The 16,182-nt window shown below is 70.5% G+C and carries 19 protein-coding genes; 9 read left to right on the top strand and 10 right to left on the bottom strand.

Features of this window, described 5'->3' with window-relative positions:
• The first annotated feature begins 2 nt into the window (after positions 1 to 2).
• Positions 3 to 1,595, top strand: coding sequence for a Na+/H+ antiporter (locus LV79_RS05680; RefSeq protein WP_253832732.1), 1,593 nt, complete (start codon positions 3 to 5; stop codon positions 1,593 to 1,595).
• Positions 1,596 to 1,788: 193 nt separating this feature from the next.
• Here the strand turns inward: LV79_RS05680 and LV79_RS05675 are convergent, their stop codons facing one another.
• The 6 genes from LV79_RS05675 to LV79_RS05655 all read right to left on the bottom strand — a co-directional run bounded on the left by LV79_RS05675 (position 1,789) and on the right by LV79_RS05655 (position 7,210).
• The gene (locus LV79_RS05675; RefSeq protein ID WP_253832731.1) at positions 1,789 to 2,934 is read right to left on the bottom strand and encodes an LLM class flavin-dependent oxidoreductase; all 1,146 of its coding nucleotides are present in this window, start codon (positions 2,932 to 2,934) and stop codon (positions 1,789 to 1,791) included.
• Positions 2,931 to 3,998, bottom strand: coding sequence for an ABC transporter substrate-binding protein (locus LV79_RS05670; RefSeq protein WP_253832730.1), 1,068 nt, complete (start codon positions 3,996 to 3,998; stop codon positions 2,931 to 2,933). The genes LV79_RS05675 and LV79_RS05670 overlap by 4 nt, the downstream gene beginning before the upstream one ends.
• On the bottom strand, positions 3,985 to 4,692 hold the full coding sequence (locus LV79_RS05665) for an ABC transporter ATP-binding protein (RefSeq protein WP_253832728.1): 708 nt from the start codon (positions 4,690 to 4,692) through the stop codon (positions 3,985 to 3,987). Before LV79_RS05665 ends, LV79_RS05670 begins: the two co-directional genes overlap by 14 nt.
• A complete protein-coding gene (locus LV79_RS05660; RefSeq protein WP_253832727.1) occupies positions 4,677 to 5,501 on the bottom strand; it encodes an ABC transporter permease in 825 nt (274 codons plus the stop codon). The genes LV79_RS05665 and LV79_RS05660 overlap by 16 nt, the downstream gene beginning before the upstream one ends.
• Before the next feature lie 74 nt (positions 5,502 to 5,575).
• Complete coding sequence (locus tag LV79_RS34760) at positions 5,576 to 5,653, bottom strand: putative leader peptide (protein ID WP_372495327.1); 78 nt, start codon at positions 5,651 to 5,653, stop codon at positions 5,576 to 5,578.
• Positions 5,654 to 5,923: 270 nt separating this feature from the next.
• Entirely contained in the window at positions 5,924 to 7,210 is a 1,287-nt protein-coding gene (locus tag LV79_RS05655; protein WP_253832726.1) for an adenylosuccinate synthase, read from the bottom strand.
• Positions 7,211 to 7,311: 101 nt separating this feature from the next.
• On the opposite strand from LV79_RS05655, the gene LV79_RS05650 reads away from it, so the two are divergent.
• From LV79_RS05650 to LV79_RS05640, 3 genes are all read left to right on the top strand, one after another.
• Positions 7,312 to 7,989: a hypothetical protein gene (locus LV79_RS05650; protein WP_253832725.1), complete on the top strand. Its 678-nt coding sequence runs from the start codon at positions 7,312 to 7,314 to the stop codon at positions 7,987 to 7,989.
• A 188-nt stretch (positions 7,990 to 8,177) separates the two neighbouring features.
• Entirely contained in the window at positions 8,178 to 8,804 is a 627-nt protein-coding gene (locus tag LV79_RS05645) for an HNH endonuclease family protein (protein ID WP_253832724.1), read from the top strand.
• A gap of 113 nt (positions 8,805 to 8,917) precedes the next feature.
• Complete coding sequence (locus LV79_RS05640; RefSeq protein WP_253832722.1) at positions 8,918 to 9,841, top strand: hypothetical protein; 924 nt, start codon at positions 8,918 to 8,920, stop codon at positions 9,839 to 9,841.
• Here the strand turns inward: LV79_RS05640 and LV79_RS05635 are convergent.
• Entirely contained in the window at positions 9,838 to 10,248 is a 411-nt protein-coding gene (locus LV79_RS05635; protein ID WP_253832721.1) for a DUF3151 domain-containing protein, read from the bottom strand. The two genes, LV79_RS05640 and LV79_RS05635, sit on opposite strands and share 4 nt — an antisense overlap.
• A gap of 104 nt (positions 10,249 to 10,352) precedes the next feature.
• Between LV79_RS05635 and LV79_RS05630 the strand changes: the two genes are divergently transcribed.
• Positions 10,353 to 11,480: a hypothetical protein gene (locus tag LV79_RS05630; RefSeq protein ID WP_253832720.1), complete on the top strand. Its 1,128-nt coding sequence runs from the start codon at positions 10,353 to 10,355 to the stop codon at positions 11,478 to 11,480.
• Positions 11,481 to 11,531: 51 nt separating this feature from the next.
• On the opposite strand, the gene fbaA is transcribed toward LV79_RS05630, so the two are convergent.
• Positions 11,532 to 12,566 (bottom strand): class II fructose-bisphosphate aldolase, encoded by a 1,035-nt coding sequence (gene fbaA, locus LV79_RS05625; protein WP_253832719.1) that lies wholly within the window; start codon positions 12,564 to 12,566, stop codon positions 11,532 to 11,534.
• Between the two features lie 95 nt (positions 12,567 to 12,661).
• Here fbaA and LV79_RS05620 point away from each other — a divergent pair, with 95 nt between their 5' ends.
• On the top strand, positions 12,662 to 12,946 hold the full coding sequence (locus LV79_RS05620) for a DUF427 domain-containing protein (RefSeq protein ID WP_253832718.1): 285 nt from the start codon (positions 12,662 to 12,664) through the stop codon (positions 12,944 to 12,946).
• Between the two features lie 44 nt (positions 12,947 to 12,990).
• Positions 12,991 to 13,929, top strand: a complete 939-nt coding sequence (locus LV79_RS05615) for an aldo/keto reductase (RefSeq protein ID WP_253832717.1) — start codon at positions 12,991 to 12,993, stop codon at positions 13,927 to 13,929.
• A gap of 32 nt (positions 13,930 to 13,961) precedes the next feature.
• On the opposite strand, the gene LV79_RS05610 is transcribed toward LV79_RS05615, so the two are convergent.
• Positions 13,962 to 14,270, bottom strand: coding sequence for a hypothetical protein (locus LV79_RS05610; protein ID WP_253832716.1), 309 nt, complete (start codon positions 14,268 to 14,270; stop codon positions 13,962 to 13,964).
• 216 nt (positions 14,271 to 14,486) lie between these two features.
• Between LV79_RS05610 and LV79_RS05605 the strand changes: the two genes are divergently transcribed.
• Together LV79_RS05605 and LV79_RS05600 are read left to right on the top strand one after the other, a co-directional pair.
• Positions 14,487 to 15,410, top strand: coding sequence for a short-chain dehydrogenase/reductase (locus LV79_RS05605; protein WP_253832715.1), 924 nt, complete (start codon positions 14,487 to 14,489; stop codon positions 15,408 to 15,410).
• A 21-nt stretch (positions 15,411 to 15,431) separates the two neighbouring features.
• Positions 15,432 to 15,896 carry a pyridoxamine 5'-phosphate oxidase family protein gene (locus LV79_RS05600; protein ID WP_253832714.1) on the top strand — a complete coding sequence of 155 codons (465 nt, stop codon included), beginning with the start codon at positions 15,432 to 15,434 and terminating at the stop codon, positions 15,894 to 15,896.
• Here the strand turns inward: LV79_RS05600 and LV79_RS05595 are convergent.
• The gene (locus LV79_RS05595; protein ID WP_253832712.1) at positions 15,893 to 16,180 is read right to left on the bottom strand and encodes a YciI family protein; all 288 of its coding nucleotides are present in this window, start codon (positions 16,178 to 16,180) and stop codon (positions 15,893 to 15,895) included. The genes LV79_RS05600 and LV79_RS05595 overlap by 4 nt on opposite strands.
• Positions 16,181 to 16,182 lie beyond the last annotated feature (2 nt).

Below are 16,182 nucleotides of genomic sequence, written 5' to 3'. Positions count from 1 at the left end.
TCATGCGGCAACACGCATGGGCAATCCTTGCGCACGAGGACGAGGAGGCGGGTGTGGAACTTCTGCTGCTGTTCGCCGGGTCACTGGCGGTCGCCGCGCTGTCACGTCGGGTCGACTGGCCCGCGCCGCTGGTGCTGGTGGCGGTCGGGCTCGCGGTGTCGTTCATCCCGGGGGTGCCCAAGTTCGCCCTCGACCCGGAGTTGGTGCTGGTCCTGGTGCTGGCGCCGCTGCTGTACTCGGCCGCACTGGACAGCTCCTACCTGGACATCAAGGCCAACATCCGGCCGATCGGTTTGCTCGCGGTCGGACTGGTCCTAGTGTCGACAGCGGTAGTTGGTGTTGTCGCTCACATGGCTCTACCTGACCTGCCGTTGGCGTCGGCGCTGGTCCTGGGAGCGGTGGTAGCCCCACCTGACGCGGTAGCGGCGGTGTCGATTGGACGGAAGCTAGGGCTACCTCGTCGCGCTATGACCCTGTTGACCGGCGAGAGCCTCGGCAACGACGCGACAGCGCTGACGGCGTTCAAGGTCGCGGTAGCGACAGCGACCGGTGTGGCGGCGTTCTCCTGGGCCGACGGGATCTCGACGCTGCTGATCACCTCGGTGGGCGGTGTGCTGGTCGGCCTGGTGCTCGGTGTGGTCATCCACCGGATCCGCCTGCGCCTGGGTGACGGGGTGCTGGAGAGCGCGCTGGGCATGCTCGTCCCGTTCGGCGCGTACCTGCTGGCGGAGGAGCTGCACACCTCCGGCGTGCTGGCGGTCGTGGTCGCGGGCCTCTACCTCGGCCACAACGCCCCGGCGGCGGGCTACTCGACCCGCCTGCAGGAGACGGCGGTGTGGAAGTCGGTCGACGTGCTGCTGGAGTCCCTGGTGTTCGCCCTGATCGGGCTGCAGATGCGCACCATCGTGTCCGCCGCCGACCTGGGCGGCGGGTTGATCACCGCGAGCGCGCTGGTGCTCATCGCGGTGATCGCCATCCGGTTCGTGTGGGTGTTCCCCGCCGCGCACATCCCGCGGTGGCTGTTCCCGCACATCCGCCGCCGTGAGCCCGCGCCGAGGTGGCGGCACCTGACGGTGATCTCCTGGGCCGGGATGCGCGGCGTGGTGTCGCTGGCCGCCGCGGCCGCGATCCCGCTGGACATGCCGGGTCGCGATGTCGTGCTGCTGCTGACCTTCGTGGTGACGGTCGGGACGCTGTTGGTCCAAGGCACGACGCTGCCGATGCTGATCCGCTGGCTCGGCGTGCGAGCGGAGGACGGCCAGGACCGGGTGCTGGCCGAGGCCCAGGTGCAGAACTCGGCGGCCAAGGCGGCGGTCGACCGGCTGGACGAACTCGTCGACGACGACGTCCCCGAGCACCTCGCGCACAAGCTGCGGGCCATCGCCGAGCACCGGGGCAACGCCGTGTGGGAGCGCCTGGGTCGCCAGGAGCAGGAGAACCCCTCTGCCGTGTTCCGCAGGCTCAGGCGCGGGATGTTGGCCGCGGAGCGCGAGGTGTTCGTGGCCGCGCGCGACCGGGGCGAGATCGACGACGAGATCCTGCGGCGCGTGCAGCGCGAGCTGGACCTCGAGGAAGCCGCCCTGGATCGCGAGTAGGGGCCAACCGGGCGCGGTTGGCCCCTACCCACTAGGCGCTGTCCTGTGGGTCTGGTGCGTGGGATTCGTGATCCGCGTGGTTCCTGGGTGCGCGGCCGGGAAGCCCTCGTACTGGACGTACTCGGGTTTTCCGGCTGTGCGGCCAGGGGCCGCGCGGGCGCGGATAGCACGTGCCGGACCTGCAGGACTGCGCCTAGGAGGCGGCGACCCTCAGTGCCGAGGGCTGCGCGGCTTCCTGCCCTGCCAGCAGGCCGCGCCTGGCCAACTCGGGTCGCACGCCCTCGCCGAACCAGTACGCCTCCTCCAGGTGCGGGTACCCGGAGAGGACGAACTCGGTGATGCCGATGTCGTGGTACTGCTCGATCAGGTCGGCGACCTCGGTGTGGCTGCCGACCAGCGCGGTGCCCGCGCCGCCGCGCACCAGGCCGATGCCCGCCCACAGGTTCGGGTGCACCTCGAGGCCGCGCACGCCCTTGTCCAGGCCGCCCTGGTGCAGCTCCAGCATCCGCTGCTGGCCGACCGACTGGCTCTTGCCGAGCTGCGCCTGTGCCTCGGCGACCTGCGCCGGGTCGAGCGCGTCGAGCAGTCGCTGCGCCTCGGCCCACGCCGCCTCCGAGGTGTCCCGGGAGATGGTGTGCAGCCGGACGCCGAAGCGGGGTTCGCGGCCCTGGGCGGCGGCCAGTTCGCGCACCCTGGCGATCTTCTCGGCGACCTGTGCGGGCGGCTCGCCCCAGGTCAGGTAGACGTCGGCGTGCTTGGCGGCCACCGGGAGCGCGGCGTCCGACGAGCCGCCGAAGTAGACGGCCGGGATGGGATCGGGCGCGTCGAGGGTGGTGGCGCCGACGACCTTGAGGTGCTCGCCGTCGTAGGAGAACGGCTCGCCGCTCCACGCGCCGCGCACGATGCTGAGGAACTCGTCGGTGCGGGCGTAGCGGCTGTCGTGGTCGTGGAAGTCGCCGAAGCGCTCCTGTTCGACGGCGTCGCCGCCGGTCACCACGTTGAGCAGCAGCCTGCCGCGGGACACGCGCTGGTAGGTCGACGCCATCTGCGCGGCCAGGGTCGGCGAGATGACCCCGGGCCGGAACGCGACCAGGAACTTGAGCGTCCTGGTCTCGCGGATGAGCGCGGCGGTGACCAGCCAGGCGTCCTCGCAGAAGGTGCCGGTGGGGGTCAGCACGCCGGTGAAGCCGAGCTGTTCGGCGGCGCGCGCCACCTGGGCGAGGTAGTCGATGTCGGGCGCCCGGCGCGCGGAGCTCTCGGCCCGGTTGGCGTGGAACCGCTCCACCACGTTGCGGCCGTCCCCGGAGGTGGGGAGGAACCAGTGCAGGGTGATGCTCATTTCTGGGCTCCAGACTCGGCCACCGCGGCCACATCGGCCGCAAAGCGGTTGTCGACGAAATCGGCGAACGTGAACTTGGTCGGCAGGACCTTCGCGGCCACGAACGCGTCCGCCAGTTTCTGCTCGTCCGCGATCACCGTGTCGTCGAGCTTGATCGGTCGGTCCAGGCCGCGCTGGGTCGCCTCTAGCGCTACCTCGGGCTTGAGGCCGGTTTCCTTGGCCCACACGGCAGCGCGCTCGTCGCCGTGGCTCTTGGCGTAGTTGAGCGCCTTGGCGTAGCGGACGACGTAGTCGCGAAGCGCCGCGTTCTTACCCGCGTCAGCCAAGGCAGCCTTACCGGCGACGAGGAAGCCGTAGCCGCTGGCAAGGGAATCCAGGCCTGCCTCGGTGTTGGGCTTACCGCCGCCGAGGGTGCCGGTGCCGTCGATGAGGACGCGTGCCTTGGTGTCACGCAGCGCCTGGGTGGTGTACGGGTCCCAGATCGACCAGGCGTCGAGCTTCTTCTGCGTGAACGCCGCGAAGGCGTCCGACGGCTGGAGGAAGCTGAGGGTGACGTCGGCGGGCGTCAGCTTGGCCTTGTTGAGCACGGTGAGGACCAGGCCGTGCGCGGAGCTGCCCTTGGCGACACCGATCGTCTTGCCGCGCAGGTCCTCGATGCTGCGCAGCGGCGAGTCCTCCGGCACCAGGAAGGCGTCGCTGGAGACGTCGCCCTTCTGCGCGGAGACGACCGCGATCTTGGCGTTGGCGGCCGCGGCGAAGATCGGCGGGGTGTTGCCGACCGAGCCGATGTCGATGGCGCCCGCCGAGGCCGCCTCCAGCAGGGGCGGGCCGCTGGTGAAGGTCGACCACTCGATCTTGTACGGCAGGTCCTTGAGCAGACCCGCCGCTTCCAGGTAGGACTTCTGGCCGCCCTTCTGGTCACCGACCTTGAGGGTGACCTTGGCGAGGTCGGCAGCGCTGACGGAGTCCGGTACCGGCGCGGAGGCGGCCGGGGTGTTAGTGCCACCGCACGCCGTTAAGGCCAACGCCGCCACGGCGAAGGGGATCAGGTTACGCAGTCGCACGTTCGTTCACTCCCAGGTCGGCCAGCACCTGCGTGCGGACGTCGATGTGGTCGGACAGTTCTCTCGGGCGCGGGTGGCCCAAGACGTACTCGCTGGCGATGCGGCCCTCGTCGAGGACGAGGACCCGGTCGGCGAGCAGCAGCGCCTCGTCGACGTCGTGCGTCACCAGCAGCACAGCGGGTTTGTGCCGCAGCCACAACGACTCCACCAGCCGGTGCATGGCGATGCGGGTCAACGCGTCCAGTGCGCCGAAGGGCTCGTCGAGCAGCAACAAGCCAGGTTCGCGGACAAGGGCTCGGGCGAGCGACACCCGTTGTGCCTCACCGCCGGAGAGGGTGCGCGGCCAGGCGTCGGCGTGGTCGGCGAGCCGCACCTCGGCCAGTGCCGCGAGCGCGACGTCCTTGCCGACGACCGGGTGCAACCCGAGCACGACGTTGCGCCACACCCGCCGCCACGGCAGCAACCGGGGCTGCTGGAAGGCGACCGAGACCTTTCCGTCCACAGTGAACTCACCGGTGACGTCGCGGTCGAGGCCCGCCAACACCTTCAACAACGTCGACTTGCCGGAACCGCTGCGGCCCAGCAGGGCGACGAACTCGCCCGGCGCGATGTCCAGGTCCAACCCGTGCAGCACCGCGCGGTCACCGAACCGCTTGGTCAGGCCGCGTACCGCCACTGTCAGGCCGCTCGCCACCGCAGCGCCCTCCTCTCGACCAGGCGCACGATCGCGTCCGTCGCCAGACCGAGCGCCGCGTAGACGACCAGCCCGACGACGATGACGTCGGTGCGCAGGAACTCCCGGGCGTTGTTGATCAGGTAGCCGAGGCCACTGCTGGCGTTGACCTGCTCGCCGACGATCAGCGACAGCCAGGCGACGCCGAGGGACTGGCGCAGGCCGACCAGCGTGTTGGGCAGCGCGGCGGGCAGCACGACGTGGAACAGGCGCTCGCTGCGCGTGTAGCCCAGCGCCGTCGTCGCCTCGATCAGGTGGCTGTCGACGTTGCGGATGCCCGCGTGCACGTTGAGGTAGAGCGGGAACGCGACGCCGAGCGCGACCAGCGCGATCTTCGGTTCCTCGCCGATGCCGAACCACAGGATGAACAGCGGGATCAGCCCGAGGAATGGCAGCGTCCGCAGCATCTGCACCGGCGGGTCGACCAGGTAGTTGCCCCAGCGCGAGAGCCCGGCAACGATGCCGAGCACGATCCCGATCAGCGCGCCGATGCCGAACCCGATCCCGACACGGGTGGTGGACACGACGAACGCGTCCCCGAGTTCACCGGTGCCCGCGAGCTCGATGCCCGACTGCAGCACGGTCCACGGTGAACTTAACTTGTCCGGCGGCAACAAACCGGTCTCGCAGGCGATCTGCCACAGCGCGACAATGACCAGCGGGCTGATCCACCGGCGCAGGTCGGGTAGTTTCCGGCGCGATTTCTTGACGGTTAACGAAGGCGGGGCCGAATCCGCGCGTGCGGGGGCGCCCAGGGTCGAGACGGACACGGGTGTCTCCCGGTGGGTGGGGACCGCGCGCGGGATCGGCGCGCGAAACGCTTGAGCGGCCGGTAGTGGCCGGGTCAGGCCAGACAGATCGCGCTGGCCTGCCGCCGCAGGTCGACGTGCAGGCGGTGCACCAGGGATTCGCCGCCGTTCATGGTCCCTGAGTCTTGGAGCAGGCCACGGCGAAGTCAACGCCCTGGACGGGCCGTCCCGGATCCTGGAAAGGCGCGAGAGAATGGTGCGCGGGCCGCGGAATTCTGCCAGGCAGTCGGCGCGGCGGTCCCGCCGGTTTATTTTCAGCGTGAAAACAAAAGGCTGCCGTCGCCGGTGGTGCGGGCGTCGGCAGCCGGGTCCCCACGGGTCCACAGTGGAGGGTCAGCCGGTGCCCCCGGAGCGTCGTTGGTCCGGGGGCGGGCGATGAGCGGTCAGGCCAGCTCGTGGCGCACGATGGTCTGGTCGCGGCCGGGGCCGACGCCGACGGCGGAGATCCGGGCGCCGGAGAGCACCTCGAGGCGCTCGACGTAGGCGCGGGCGTTGGCCGGGAGCTCGTCGAAGGTGCGGCAGTGGCTGATGTCCTCCCACCAGCCGGGCAGCTCCTCGTAGACCGGGATGGCGTGGTGCACGTCGGTCTGGGTCATCGGCATGTCGTCGACCCGGCGGCCGTCGACCTCGTAGCCGACGCAGACCGGGACGGTGTCCAGGCCGGAGAGCACGTCGAGCTTGGTCAGGAAGTAGTCGGTGATGCCGTTCACGCGCGCGGCGTAGCGGGCGATCACCGCGTCGAACCAGCCGGTGCGGCGCAGCCGCTTGGTGGTGACGCCGATCTCGCCGCCGACCTTGCGCAGCCGCTCGCCCATGTCGTCGGTCAGCTCGGTCGGGAACGGGCCGGAGCCGACCCGGGTGGTGTAGGCCTTGAGGATCCCGATGACCGTGGTGATCCGGGTGGGGCCGATGCCCGAGCCAGCGCACGCCCCGCCCGAGGTCGGGTTGGACGAGGTGACGAACGGGTAGGTGCCGTGGTCGACGTCGAGCAGGGTGCCCTGCGAGCCCTCCAGCAGCACCGTCTCGCCGCGTTCGAGCGCCTGGTTGAGCAGCAGCCTGGTGTCGGCGATGCGGTGGCCGAACCTCTCCGCCGAGGCCAGCACCTCGTCGACGACCTGGTTGGCGTCGAGCGCCTTGCGGTTGTAGACCTTGACCAGCATCTGGTTCTTGATGTCGAGCGCGGCCTCGACCTTCTGCCGCAGGATCTTCTCGTCGAGCACGTCCTGCACGCGGACCCCGACCCTGGCGACCTTGTCCTGGTAGGCCGGGCCGATGCCGCGCCCGGTCGTGCCGATCTTGGCCTTGCCCAGGTAGCGCTCGGTGACCTTATCGATGGCCACGTGGTACGGCATGATCAGGTGCGCGTCGGCGGAGATCAGCAGGCGCGAGGTGTCCACCCCGCGCTCGGCGAGGCCGGACAGCTCGGTGAGCAGCACACCGGGGTCGACGACCACGCCGTTGCCGATGACGTTGGTGACGCCGGGGCTGAGGATGCCGGAGGGGATCAGGTGCAGCGCGAACTTCTGACCGTCCGGCAGCACCACGGTGTGACCCGCGTTGTTCCCGCCCTGGTACCGCACGATCCACTGGACGCGCTCGCCGAGCAGGTCGGTGGCCTTGCCCTTGCCCTCGTCGCCCCATTGGGCGCCGATCAGCACGATTGCCGGCATGTGAAACTCCAGGTGTTGGCAGTGTGGAGAAACCCTTGGACACCCGTACCCGTGCTGCCTCGGGCGAATGCCGGTGACTGAGACTAGACCAGGAGACAGCAGTGAGCGCACTCGTGCTGGCCTGCGGAAACGCGGCCGACACCGGCCGCCCGCCCGCGCTCACCGAGCGTGACGGGATCACCTGGCGGCCGGTGCCCGCGACACCCGGCCGGGCGGAGGTGGACCCGCTGCTCAAGGCCACCGGCGGCGGCCGCGTGGTGGTCGTGGGCACCGACGCCGACCTCGCCGCTGTGGTGCTGCGCGTGATGCGCCTCGACCGGCTCGCCGACACACCGATCGGGTACGTCCCGGTCGACCCGCGCGCGTCGGCCATCCCCGCGCTGTGGGGCCTGCCACGCGACCAGGCCGCGCTGGTCGAGGTGGCGCTCGGCGGCGAGATCGACCCGTTCCCGCTGGTCCGCGACGACTCGGGCGGGGTGCTGGTCGGCCTCGGGGTGATCGACCAGCCCCAGGGCGTCGCCTACTGCGACGACACCGTGGCGCTGCGCGGGCGGGCCAAGCGGATCGAGGTGACCCCGGACCCGGACGGCGGCGCGGGCCTGGTGGTCCGCGTCACGACCGGGTGGTTCGGCAAGAAGGTCACCACCCTGGCGGGTCGCGCGTTCCAGATCGGCTGCGTCCGCACCCTGCTGACCCGCGACGGCGTGGCCAAGGACGTGGCCAAGTGGACCTGGTACCGGCACACCGAGGACCTCCGGGTGGCCCGCGGCGTCGTGTGACCCGAGGTGTCGAGTCGCTGACCCCCGCGCGGGCGGCCACGGGCCCCTAACTCTTGGCGCCCGTCGGCGGGCACGGCCGACCGAGCTCTTTCACTGTGCGTCCCCGTTCTGTCACCCACGGGTGTGAAGCGGTCCATCTCGTGGCACCACGGTGAGGAACGGCCCTCCCCCTGCCGACCGGAGGAACGATGACGACCAAGACCCGCGTGGCCGCGGTGCTCTCCGCGCTGATCGCCGTGTTCGCGCTCGCCAGCCCGGCGGGCGCCACCCCGCCAGGGATCCCGAGCGCGGCGACGGCCCGCTCCGAACTCGCCGCGCTCACCGTGCGCGCGGACGGTTCGATGACCGGCTACTCGCGGGACAAGTTCCCGCACTGGGTGACCGTCTCGGGTGCCTGCGACACCCGCGAGACCGTCCTCAAGCGCGACGGCAGCAACGTGGTCACCAACTCCTCGTGCTCGGCGACCTCGGGCAGCTGGTTCAGCCCGTACGACGGCGCCACCTGGTCCGCGGCGTCCGATGTGGACATCGACCACGTGGTGCCGCTCGCCGCCGCCTGGCGCTCCGGCGCGTCGGGCTGGTCGACCAGCCAGCGCCAGCAGTTCGCCAACGACCTGAGCCGCCCGCAGCTGATCGCGGTGACCGACAACGTCAACCAGTCCAAGGGCGACAAGGGCCCGGAGAGCTGGAAGCCGCCGACGACCGGCTACTGGTGCACCTACGCCAAGATGTGGACCCGGGTGAAGTACTCCTACAGCTTGAGCGTCAACTCCGCGGAGAAGTCAGCGCTGTCGGGCATGCTCGACCGCTGCTGAACCACGGCACGGCGAACGGGTGGGGCGTGCTCACCCCACCCGTTTTCTCGTTCTCCCAAGGTGATTACTAAAGTCGGTCGGTTCGGTACCGTCCACCTCTCTGGGGAGAAGCGATGACGTCGCCACGCGACGAGAACTACGACATCTGGGAGCACCCGGAGCTCAAGGACAGCGAGTGGCTCGCGCAGGTCCGCAAGGGGGTGCGCGAGGAGGCCCGCGCGATCCGCAAGCAGCGGCGCGGGTCGGGCCGCAAGGTCACGCTCGTGCTGGCGATCGGCTTGGTGCTGGGCGCGATCGCGTTCTACGCCAACTCGGACCCGGTCGGCGCGGACGGCGTCGTCGCCGCGGCTGCCCCGCCCGTCCACCCGGTCACCAGCGCGGCCCCGGCCTTCGACGTCACCCGGCCGTTCGACGGCAGCCTGGCGGCCACCTGGGCCGAGGGCGAGGCCGCGATCGTGCTGCCGGAGGCGACGCCGGTCGGCACCCACTCGGCCGAGCAGGTGCGGGCCGCCTTGGAGCTGACCAAGCGGATCGTCGTGACCGGCAGGCTCGACCGCTCGGTGATCGAGGAGGACGACGCGGAGAAGGTCTTGGCGCTGATGGCGCCCACCGCGCGGGACATGTGGCACGAGCAACTGGCCAGCAGGCCGTCGTCGGTGAGCTCGCTCTACACGAAGATCGACCCCCGGTATCCGCTGCTGCCCGCGACGCCCCGGGTGAAGGGCAGCATGTCGGTGCGCGAGCACCAGGGTTTCCTCGTGGTGCACGTCGACTACTCCATCGCCTACGCGTTCGCCGTCGAGAACCCCACCAGGGCCTCGGACATCGTCGCGATCGCCGTGACGCAAGCGGACTACCACCACGTCGACCTGCCGGGGTTGTCGGCGGAGCTGCTCGGCGTCGTCCCGGGGGAGTCCGCGGACCACAGCCTCTCGATGGCGTGCGAGCCAGCCAAGCGCGGCCTGCTGGTGCCGTTGATCACCGACCCGGCGTACCGGTCGGGGAGCATGGACGCCTCCCCGACCGAGTGCGCCTAGACGAGGCCGAGCGCCGCGGGGGCCGCCGGGTCGGAGTCGGCGAGGAAGGTGGAGCAGCGGTCGTACTCCTCGACCTCGCCGATCTGCCTGGCGGCCAGCGCGAGCGCGGCCAGCGCGCGCAGGAAGCCCTGGTTGGGCCGGTGCGACCACGGGACCGGGCCGAAGCCCTTCCAGCCGGAGCGGCGCAGCTGGTCGAGGCCGCGGTGGTAGCCGGTGCGGGCGTAGGCGTAGGCGGCGATCGGCTCACCGGCGGCGAGGGCGCGCTCGGCGAGGGCGGCCCACGCCTCGCTGAAGTCCGGCCAACTCGTGGCGACCTCGACCGGGTCGGTGCCGCCCTCGAGCGCGGACTGCGGTTCGGCGCGGTCGGGCAACAGGGTCGGCTCGGGGCCGAGGAGGTTTCCGTGCATACCGCCATCCTGCCGTACCGGACGGTGCGTGATCGGGTGACTACCCGTGGCCGAATCGGACACCCGGACTACCCCACCCGGCCGACCGGGGTCATCATGGCCCGGTGAGACAGGGTGTGGAGATCGGCGGGCCGGTCGCGCAGTTCAAGGCGTTCTTCCGGCTGCACTGGACCAGGGGGGCCGCCGGGCGGGAGACGCCGGACTGGGTGTGGCACTTCGCCTACCGCACCTGGCTGCTGGCGCTGCTGTTCAAGCTGATCGGGTCCTCTTGGGACGAGTCGTGGCACTTCAAGTTCCTGCGCGACGACCTGGCCCCGCCGCACCTGATCAACAGCGTCGGCACCGGGGTCGCGGTGGTGCTGGTGGCCATCCACACCTTCACCGGCATGGCGACCACCCGGCGGGCGCAGCGGCTGACCCAGTCCGGGTTGGCGGTGTTCCTGATCGCCGCGCCGCTCGACGTGATCAACCACCGGGTCAACGGCCTGGACCTCACCGCGTGGAGCCCGTCGCACGCCCTGCTGTACCTGGGGACCGCGCTGATGGTCGCCGGTCTCATCGACGGCTGGTACGCCGCAGGCCCGCGCGGTGCGGGGTGGACGCTGGTGCTCGGCTCGCTGTGGGTGTTCTTCCTGGAGAACACCCTGTTCCCGAACGGGCAGCAGGAGTACGGCGCGCTGGAGATGGCCTCCTGCACGCCGAACGGGGTGCTGGACGCGAACAGCTGCTACGCCGAGCGGGAGTTGCTGGAGTTCGCCGCGCAGCAGATCGGCCGACCGGTGGACTACACGGCCATCGAGCATTTCGCGCTGCCGATCCCGTCGTGGGTCTATCCGTTGTGGGGCATCGGAGTCGCGGCGCTGGTGTTGGCGGTAGCGGCGAAGACGCTTGGCAAACCGTGGGCCGCTACGGCTGTCGCGGGCGTTTACGTCGCCTACCGCGCGGTGATCTGGCCGCTGTTGGTCGCGGGAGACTTCCCGCCGTCGACGGTGCCGTTCTACTTGGTGTTCGTGGGACTCGCGATCGATCTGGTGCGCCGCTTCGGCTTGCCGCACCTCGGTGAGGCTATCGCCGGCGCCGTCGCGGTCACCGTGCTCGGCTACGGCGCGCTGTACGTCCAAGACCAACTGCTCGCCGCGCCGCCGACGGCGTGGTGGTCCGCGCCGATCGCGCTCGTGGGCGTCGCGGTGCTGTGGGCGGCAGGCCGTCCCATCGCGCGCAAAGTGGCCTGAGAACGCAAGAAGGCCCTCTCCTGGAACGAGGAGAGGGCCTTTCGCCGTGGGTCAGCCCGCGATCATGCGGCCCGCCGACTTCAGGTGCTCGCACGCCTGCGTGATGCGCGCGGCCATCGCCTGCTCGGCCGCCTTGAGGTAGCTGCGCGGGTCGTAGACCTTCTTGTTGCCCACCTCGCCGTCGACCTTGAGCACACCGTCGTAGTTGGCGAACATGTGCGCCGCGATCGGCCGGGTGAAGGCGTACTGGGTGTCGGTGTCGATGTTCATCTTGATGACGCCGTAGGTCAGCGCCTCGTGGATCTCCTCGAGCAGCGAGCCGGAGCCGCCGTGGAAGACCAGGTCGAACGGCTTGGCGTCGGCGCCGAGGCCGAGCTTCTGCGCGACGACGTCCTGGCCCTGCTTGAGGATCTCCGGGCGCAGCTTGACGTTGCCCGGCTTGTACACGCCGTGCACGTTGCCGAAGGTCGCCGCGAGCAGGTAGCGCCCCTTCTCGCCGACGCCGAGCGCGTCGACGGTCTTGAGGTAGTCCTCCTCGGAGGTGTAGAGCTTGTCGTTGATCTCGTTGGCGACGCCGTCCTCCTCGCCGCCGACGACACCGACCTCGATCTCCAGCACGATCCGCGCCGCGGCCGCCTTCTCCAGCAGCTCGGCGGCGATCTGCAGGTTCTCCTCCAGCGGTACCGCGGACCCGTCCCACATGTGCGACTGGAACAGCGGGTTGGCGCCCCCGTCGACCCGCTCCTGGCTGATCGCGATCAGCGGCCGGACGAAGCCGTCGAGCTTGTCCTTGGGGCAGTGGTCGGTGTGCAGCGCGACGTTGACCGGGTACTTGGCCGCGACCACGTGCGCGAACTCGGCGAGCGCCACCGCGCCGGTGACCATGTCCTTGACCTTGGTGCCGGAGGCGAACTCGGCGCCGCCGGTCGAGACCTGGATGATCCCGTCACTCTCGGCCTCGGCGAACCCGCGCAGCGCGGCGTTCAGCGTCTCCGACGAGGTCACGTTGATGGCGGGGTAAGCGAACTCGTTCGCCTTGGCCCGGTCCAGCATCTCCGCGTAGACCTCGGGTGTGGCGATGGGCATCGTGCTCCTCCTCGGGGTGGCCTGCGCCGTTCTGGCGCATCCTACGAGCAGCGGCCGCCCCCCGTGTTGGGCAGACTGGTGCCAGACTGGACCGCATGGCCACGGCTACCTGGAACGGCGAGGTCATCGCCGAGAGCGATGACACCGTCGTCGTCGAAGACAACCACTACTTCCCCATCGAGTCGGTGCACCAGCACCTGCTGCGCCCCTCCGAGACCACCACCGAGTGCGGGTGGAAGGGCACGGCGAACTACTACACGCTGCACGTCGGCGGCGAGGACAACGTCGACGCCGCCTGGTACTACGCCGAGCCGAAGCCCGAGGCCGCGCAGATCAAGGGCCGGGTGGCGTTCTGGAAGGGCGTCGAGGTCACCAGCTGAGATAGTTCGGTGACCGGCGAACCCGGTCGGGGTAGGTTCGGCGCATGACGCGCATCGGCACCACGGAACTCGAGGTCTACCCGCTCAACCTGGGCACGAACGTGTTCGGGTGGACGGCGGACAAGGCGGCGTCCTTCGCCGTCCTGGACGCCTACGCGGCAGCGGGCGGCAACTTCGTCGACACCGCTGACATGTACTCGCAGTGGGCGCCCGGCAACTCCGGCGGCGAGTCGGAGACCATCATCGGGGAGTGGCTTACCGCGCGCGGTAAGCGTGACGACTTCGTGGTGGCGACAAAGCTGTCCGCGCTTGAGGGTTTTAAGGGGCTTTCCGCGGCGAACATCAAGGCCGCCGCGGAAGGCTCCCTCAAGCGGCTGGGAACCGACCACATCGACCTGTACTACTCGCACTACGACGACGAGAACACGCCCATCGAGGAGACGCTCACCGCGTTCGACGCACTGGTCCGCGAGGGCAAGGTCCGCCACATCGCCGCGTCGAACCTTTCCGCGGCGCGGATCGAGGAGTCGCTGGCGATCTCCGACCGCGAGGGCCTGGCGCGGTACGTGGCCATCCAGCCGCACTACAGCCTGGTCGAGCGCACGGGTTACGAGACCGAGTACGCGGCGCTGGCCGCGAAGGAGAACCTCAGCGTCCTGCCTTACTGGTCGCTGGCGAAGGGCTTCCTCACCGGCAAGTACCGCGACGGCGGCTCCACCGTCGACAGCCCCCGCGCGGGTGCCGCCTCGTCCTACTTGGACGACCGGGGCCGCCGCGTGCTGGAGGTGCTCGACGAGGTGTCGGCGGCGCACGAGACCACTGTGGCCGCTGTCGCCCTGGCGTGGCTGACCGCGCAGCCGAACGTGGTGGCACCCATCGCGAGCGCGCGCACGCCGGAGCAACTGGCCGACCTGCTCCCGTCGGTCGACCTGAAGCTCACCTCCGACGAGGTGGCTGAACTGCGGGCGGCCGCGGAGGCGTAACCGCTCAGGCCACTTTGCCGTGCTTGATCCGGTCAGTCCGTGACTTCCAGCAGCGAGCGGTGGCCGAGTACGACGAGCAGATGACGGGCGCGGGCGAGGACCTCAGGGTCGTCCCCCGCGCCCGTCGCCGTCAGGGTGGCTGTCAGGTCGGCGCGCTGTTCGGGCACGTGCACGTCTTCGGCAACCTCGGCGTCGACCACGAAGTCCTCTTCGCGCCTGCGCAGCACCCGTCTGATCTCGGTGGTCAGCGCGGCGTAAGCGTCCACCGCCGCGGTCGTCGTAGTCGTCGTGCTCGCGGCAGCACCCGCGAGCAAGGCGGTCACGACCAACTCCACCGACACCGGTATCACTCCTCCCGCCACCCGCCCCCTCGTCCCCGCCCGGCATCGTCCCCGGCTTGGCAGGTGAGTCGGCCGCTCACTCTCAGCGCATCGACCATCACATCGACGGACCCCGGTCGGGGGTTACCGGTCTGGCGAAATACCTGTTACTCGCGGTAGCTTACTCGGAGTAGGTTGCGGTACGGTCGCTGGCGGAACCCGGTCTTGGAGGCACCCATGGGCGTGACGAACCTGTTTGCCCGCACGCAGAGCGTCGCGGGGAAGGTCATCCTGATCACCGGCGCCGCGCGGGGGTTCGGGGCGGGCCTCGCCCGCCGGTTCGCCGCCAGCGGGGCCAAGGTCGCCCTGGTCGGACTGGAACCGGAGGAGCTGGCGAAGGTCGCGGCCGACTGCGGGCCGAACGCGGCCGTGTTCGAGGCCGACGTCACCGACTGGGCCGCGCTGGAAGCGGCGGCCAAGGGCACCGTGGAGCGCTTCGGCGGTATCGACATCGTCGTCGCCAACGCCGGGATCGCCGCGGCCGGGTTCGTCCGCTCGATCGACCCGGTCGCCTTCGAGCGCACGATCGAGGTCGACCTGCTGGGGGTGTGGCGCACCGTCCGGGTGACGCTGCCGCACGTCATCGAGCGCAAGGGCTACGTGCTGGTGGTGTCGTCGATGGCCGCGATCGCGCACGCCCCGGCGATGGCCGCCTACGCCGCCGCCAAGGCCGGGGTGGAGGCGTTCACCAACAGCCTGCGCGCCGAGGTGCGGCACCTGGGCGTCAAGGTCGGCGTCGCGCACCCGAGCTGGATCGCGACCGACCTGGTCAACGGCGCCGACGAGCACCCGGTCTTCGGGCCGCTGCGCGCGGGCATGCCCGGTCCGATCGGCAAGACCTACCCGGTGTCGGTGGCGCTGGACGCGCTGGAGGCCGGGGTGCTGCGCCGGGACCGGACCGTGCACGTGCCCGGCTGGGTCGGCCTGCTGAAGCTGTTCCGCGCGTTCCTGCCGCCGATCATCGAGATCGGCGGGCGGCTCACCGGCAACATGGTGGCGAAGGCGGACAAGGCCGCGTTGGCCGACATCGCTGCGCGCGGGGCCGAGGTGTCGTCACGACCGGTCGGCGCGGGCGGCGCGGCGGCGGTACACCCGAGGTAGTCGGCCGGCAGGGTGGGGACCGTGTCCAGGCGCGAGCAGATCAAGATGACCCAGGCCGAGATCGCCGAGTTCCTCGCCGAGGAGCGGACCGCGAACGTGGCGACCATCGGGCGCAACACCCGGCCGCACGTGGTGCCGCTGTGGTTCGTGCCCGAGGGCGGCGGGCTGGTGTCGTGGACCTACGAGAGCTCGCAGAAGGTCGCCAACCTGCGCCGACTCGCCCAGGCGAGCGTGCTGGTGGAGGCTGGCGAGTCCTATGAGGAGCTTCGCGGCGTGCTGATGGAGTGCGACGTGGAGGTCGTCACCGACGCCGACGAGGTGGTCCGGATCGGCGGCGCCGTGACCGAGCGGTACGCCGGGAACCCGGAGATCGCCGTTGCCGCTTACCAGTTCATCCGGGTCCAGGCCGCCAAACGGGTGGGGCTGCGGTTCACCCCCACCCACGTGACGTCCTGGGACCACCGCAAGCTGGGCGGGACCTACTAGTCGAGCGCGGCGGGCGTCCCGAGCACGATGTTCCACTCCCGGATCACCCGCGCCGCCGCCACCTCCTGCAGCGTGTAGGGGTCGGCGGCGAGCAGTTCGTCCAGCTCAGCGCGGTCGGCGGCGCGCAGCACGAAGAACCCGCCGCTGCCGTCGGCCCACGGCCCGGCGGCGAGGACCTGCCCGGAGTCGACCATCGGCCGCAGCCAGTCGCGGTGGGCTGGGCGGGCCGCGTTGAGCCGGTCGACGTCGTCGGCGTAGCGGGTGTCCACGGTGAACCAGGTCATGG

It is taken from the genome of Actinokineospora globicatena (genome assembly GCF_024171945.1).
In the GTDB taxonomy this organism is placed as follows: domain Bacteria; phylum Actinomycetota; class Actinomycetes; order Mycobacteriales; family Pseudonocardiaceae; genus Actinokineospora; species Actinokineospora globicatena.
This window is presented reverse-complemented; position numbering and strand designations above follow the sequence as displayed.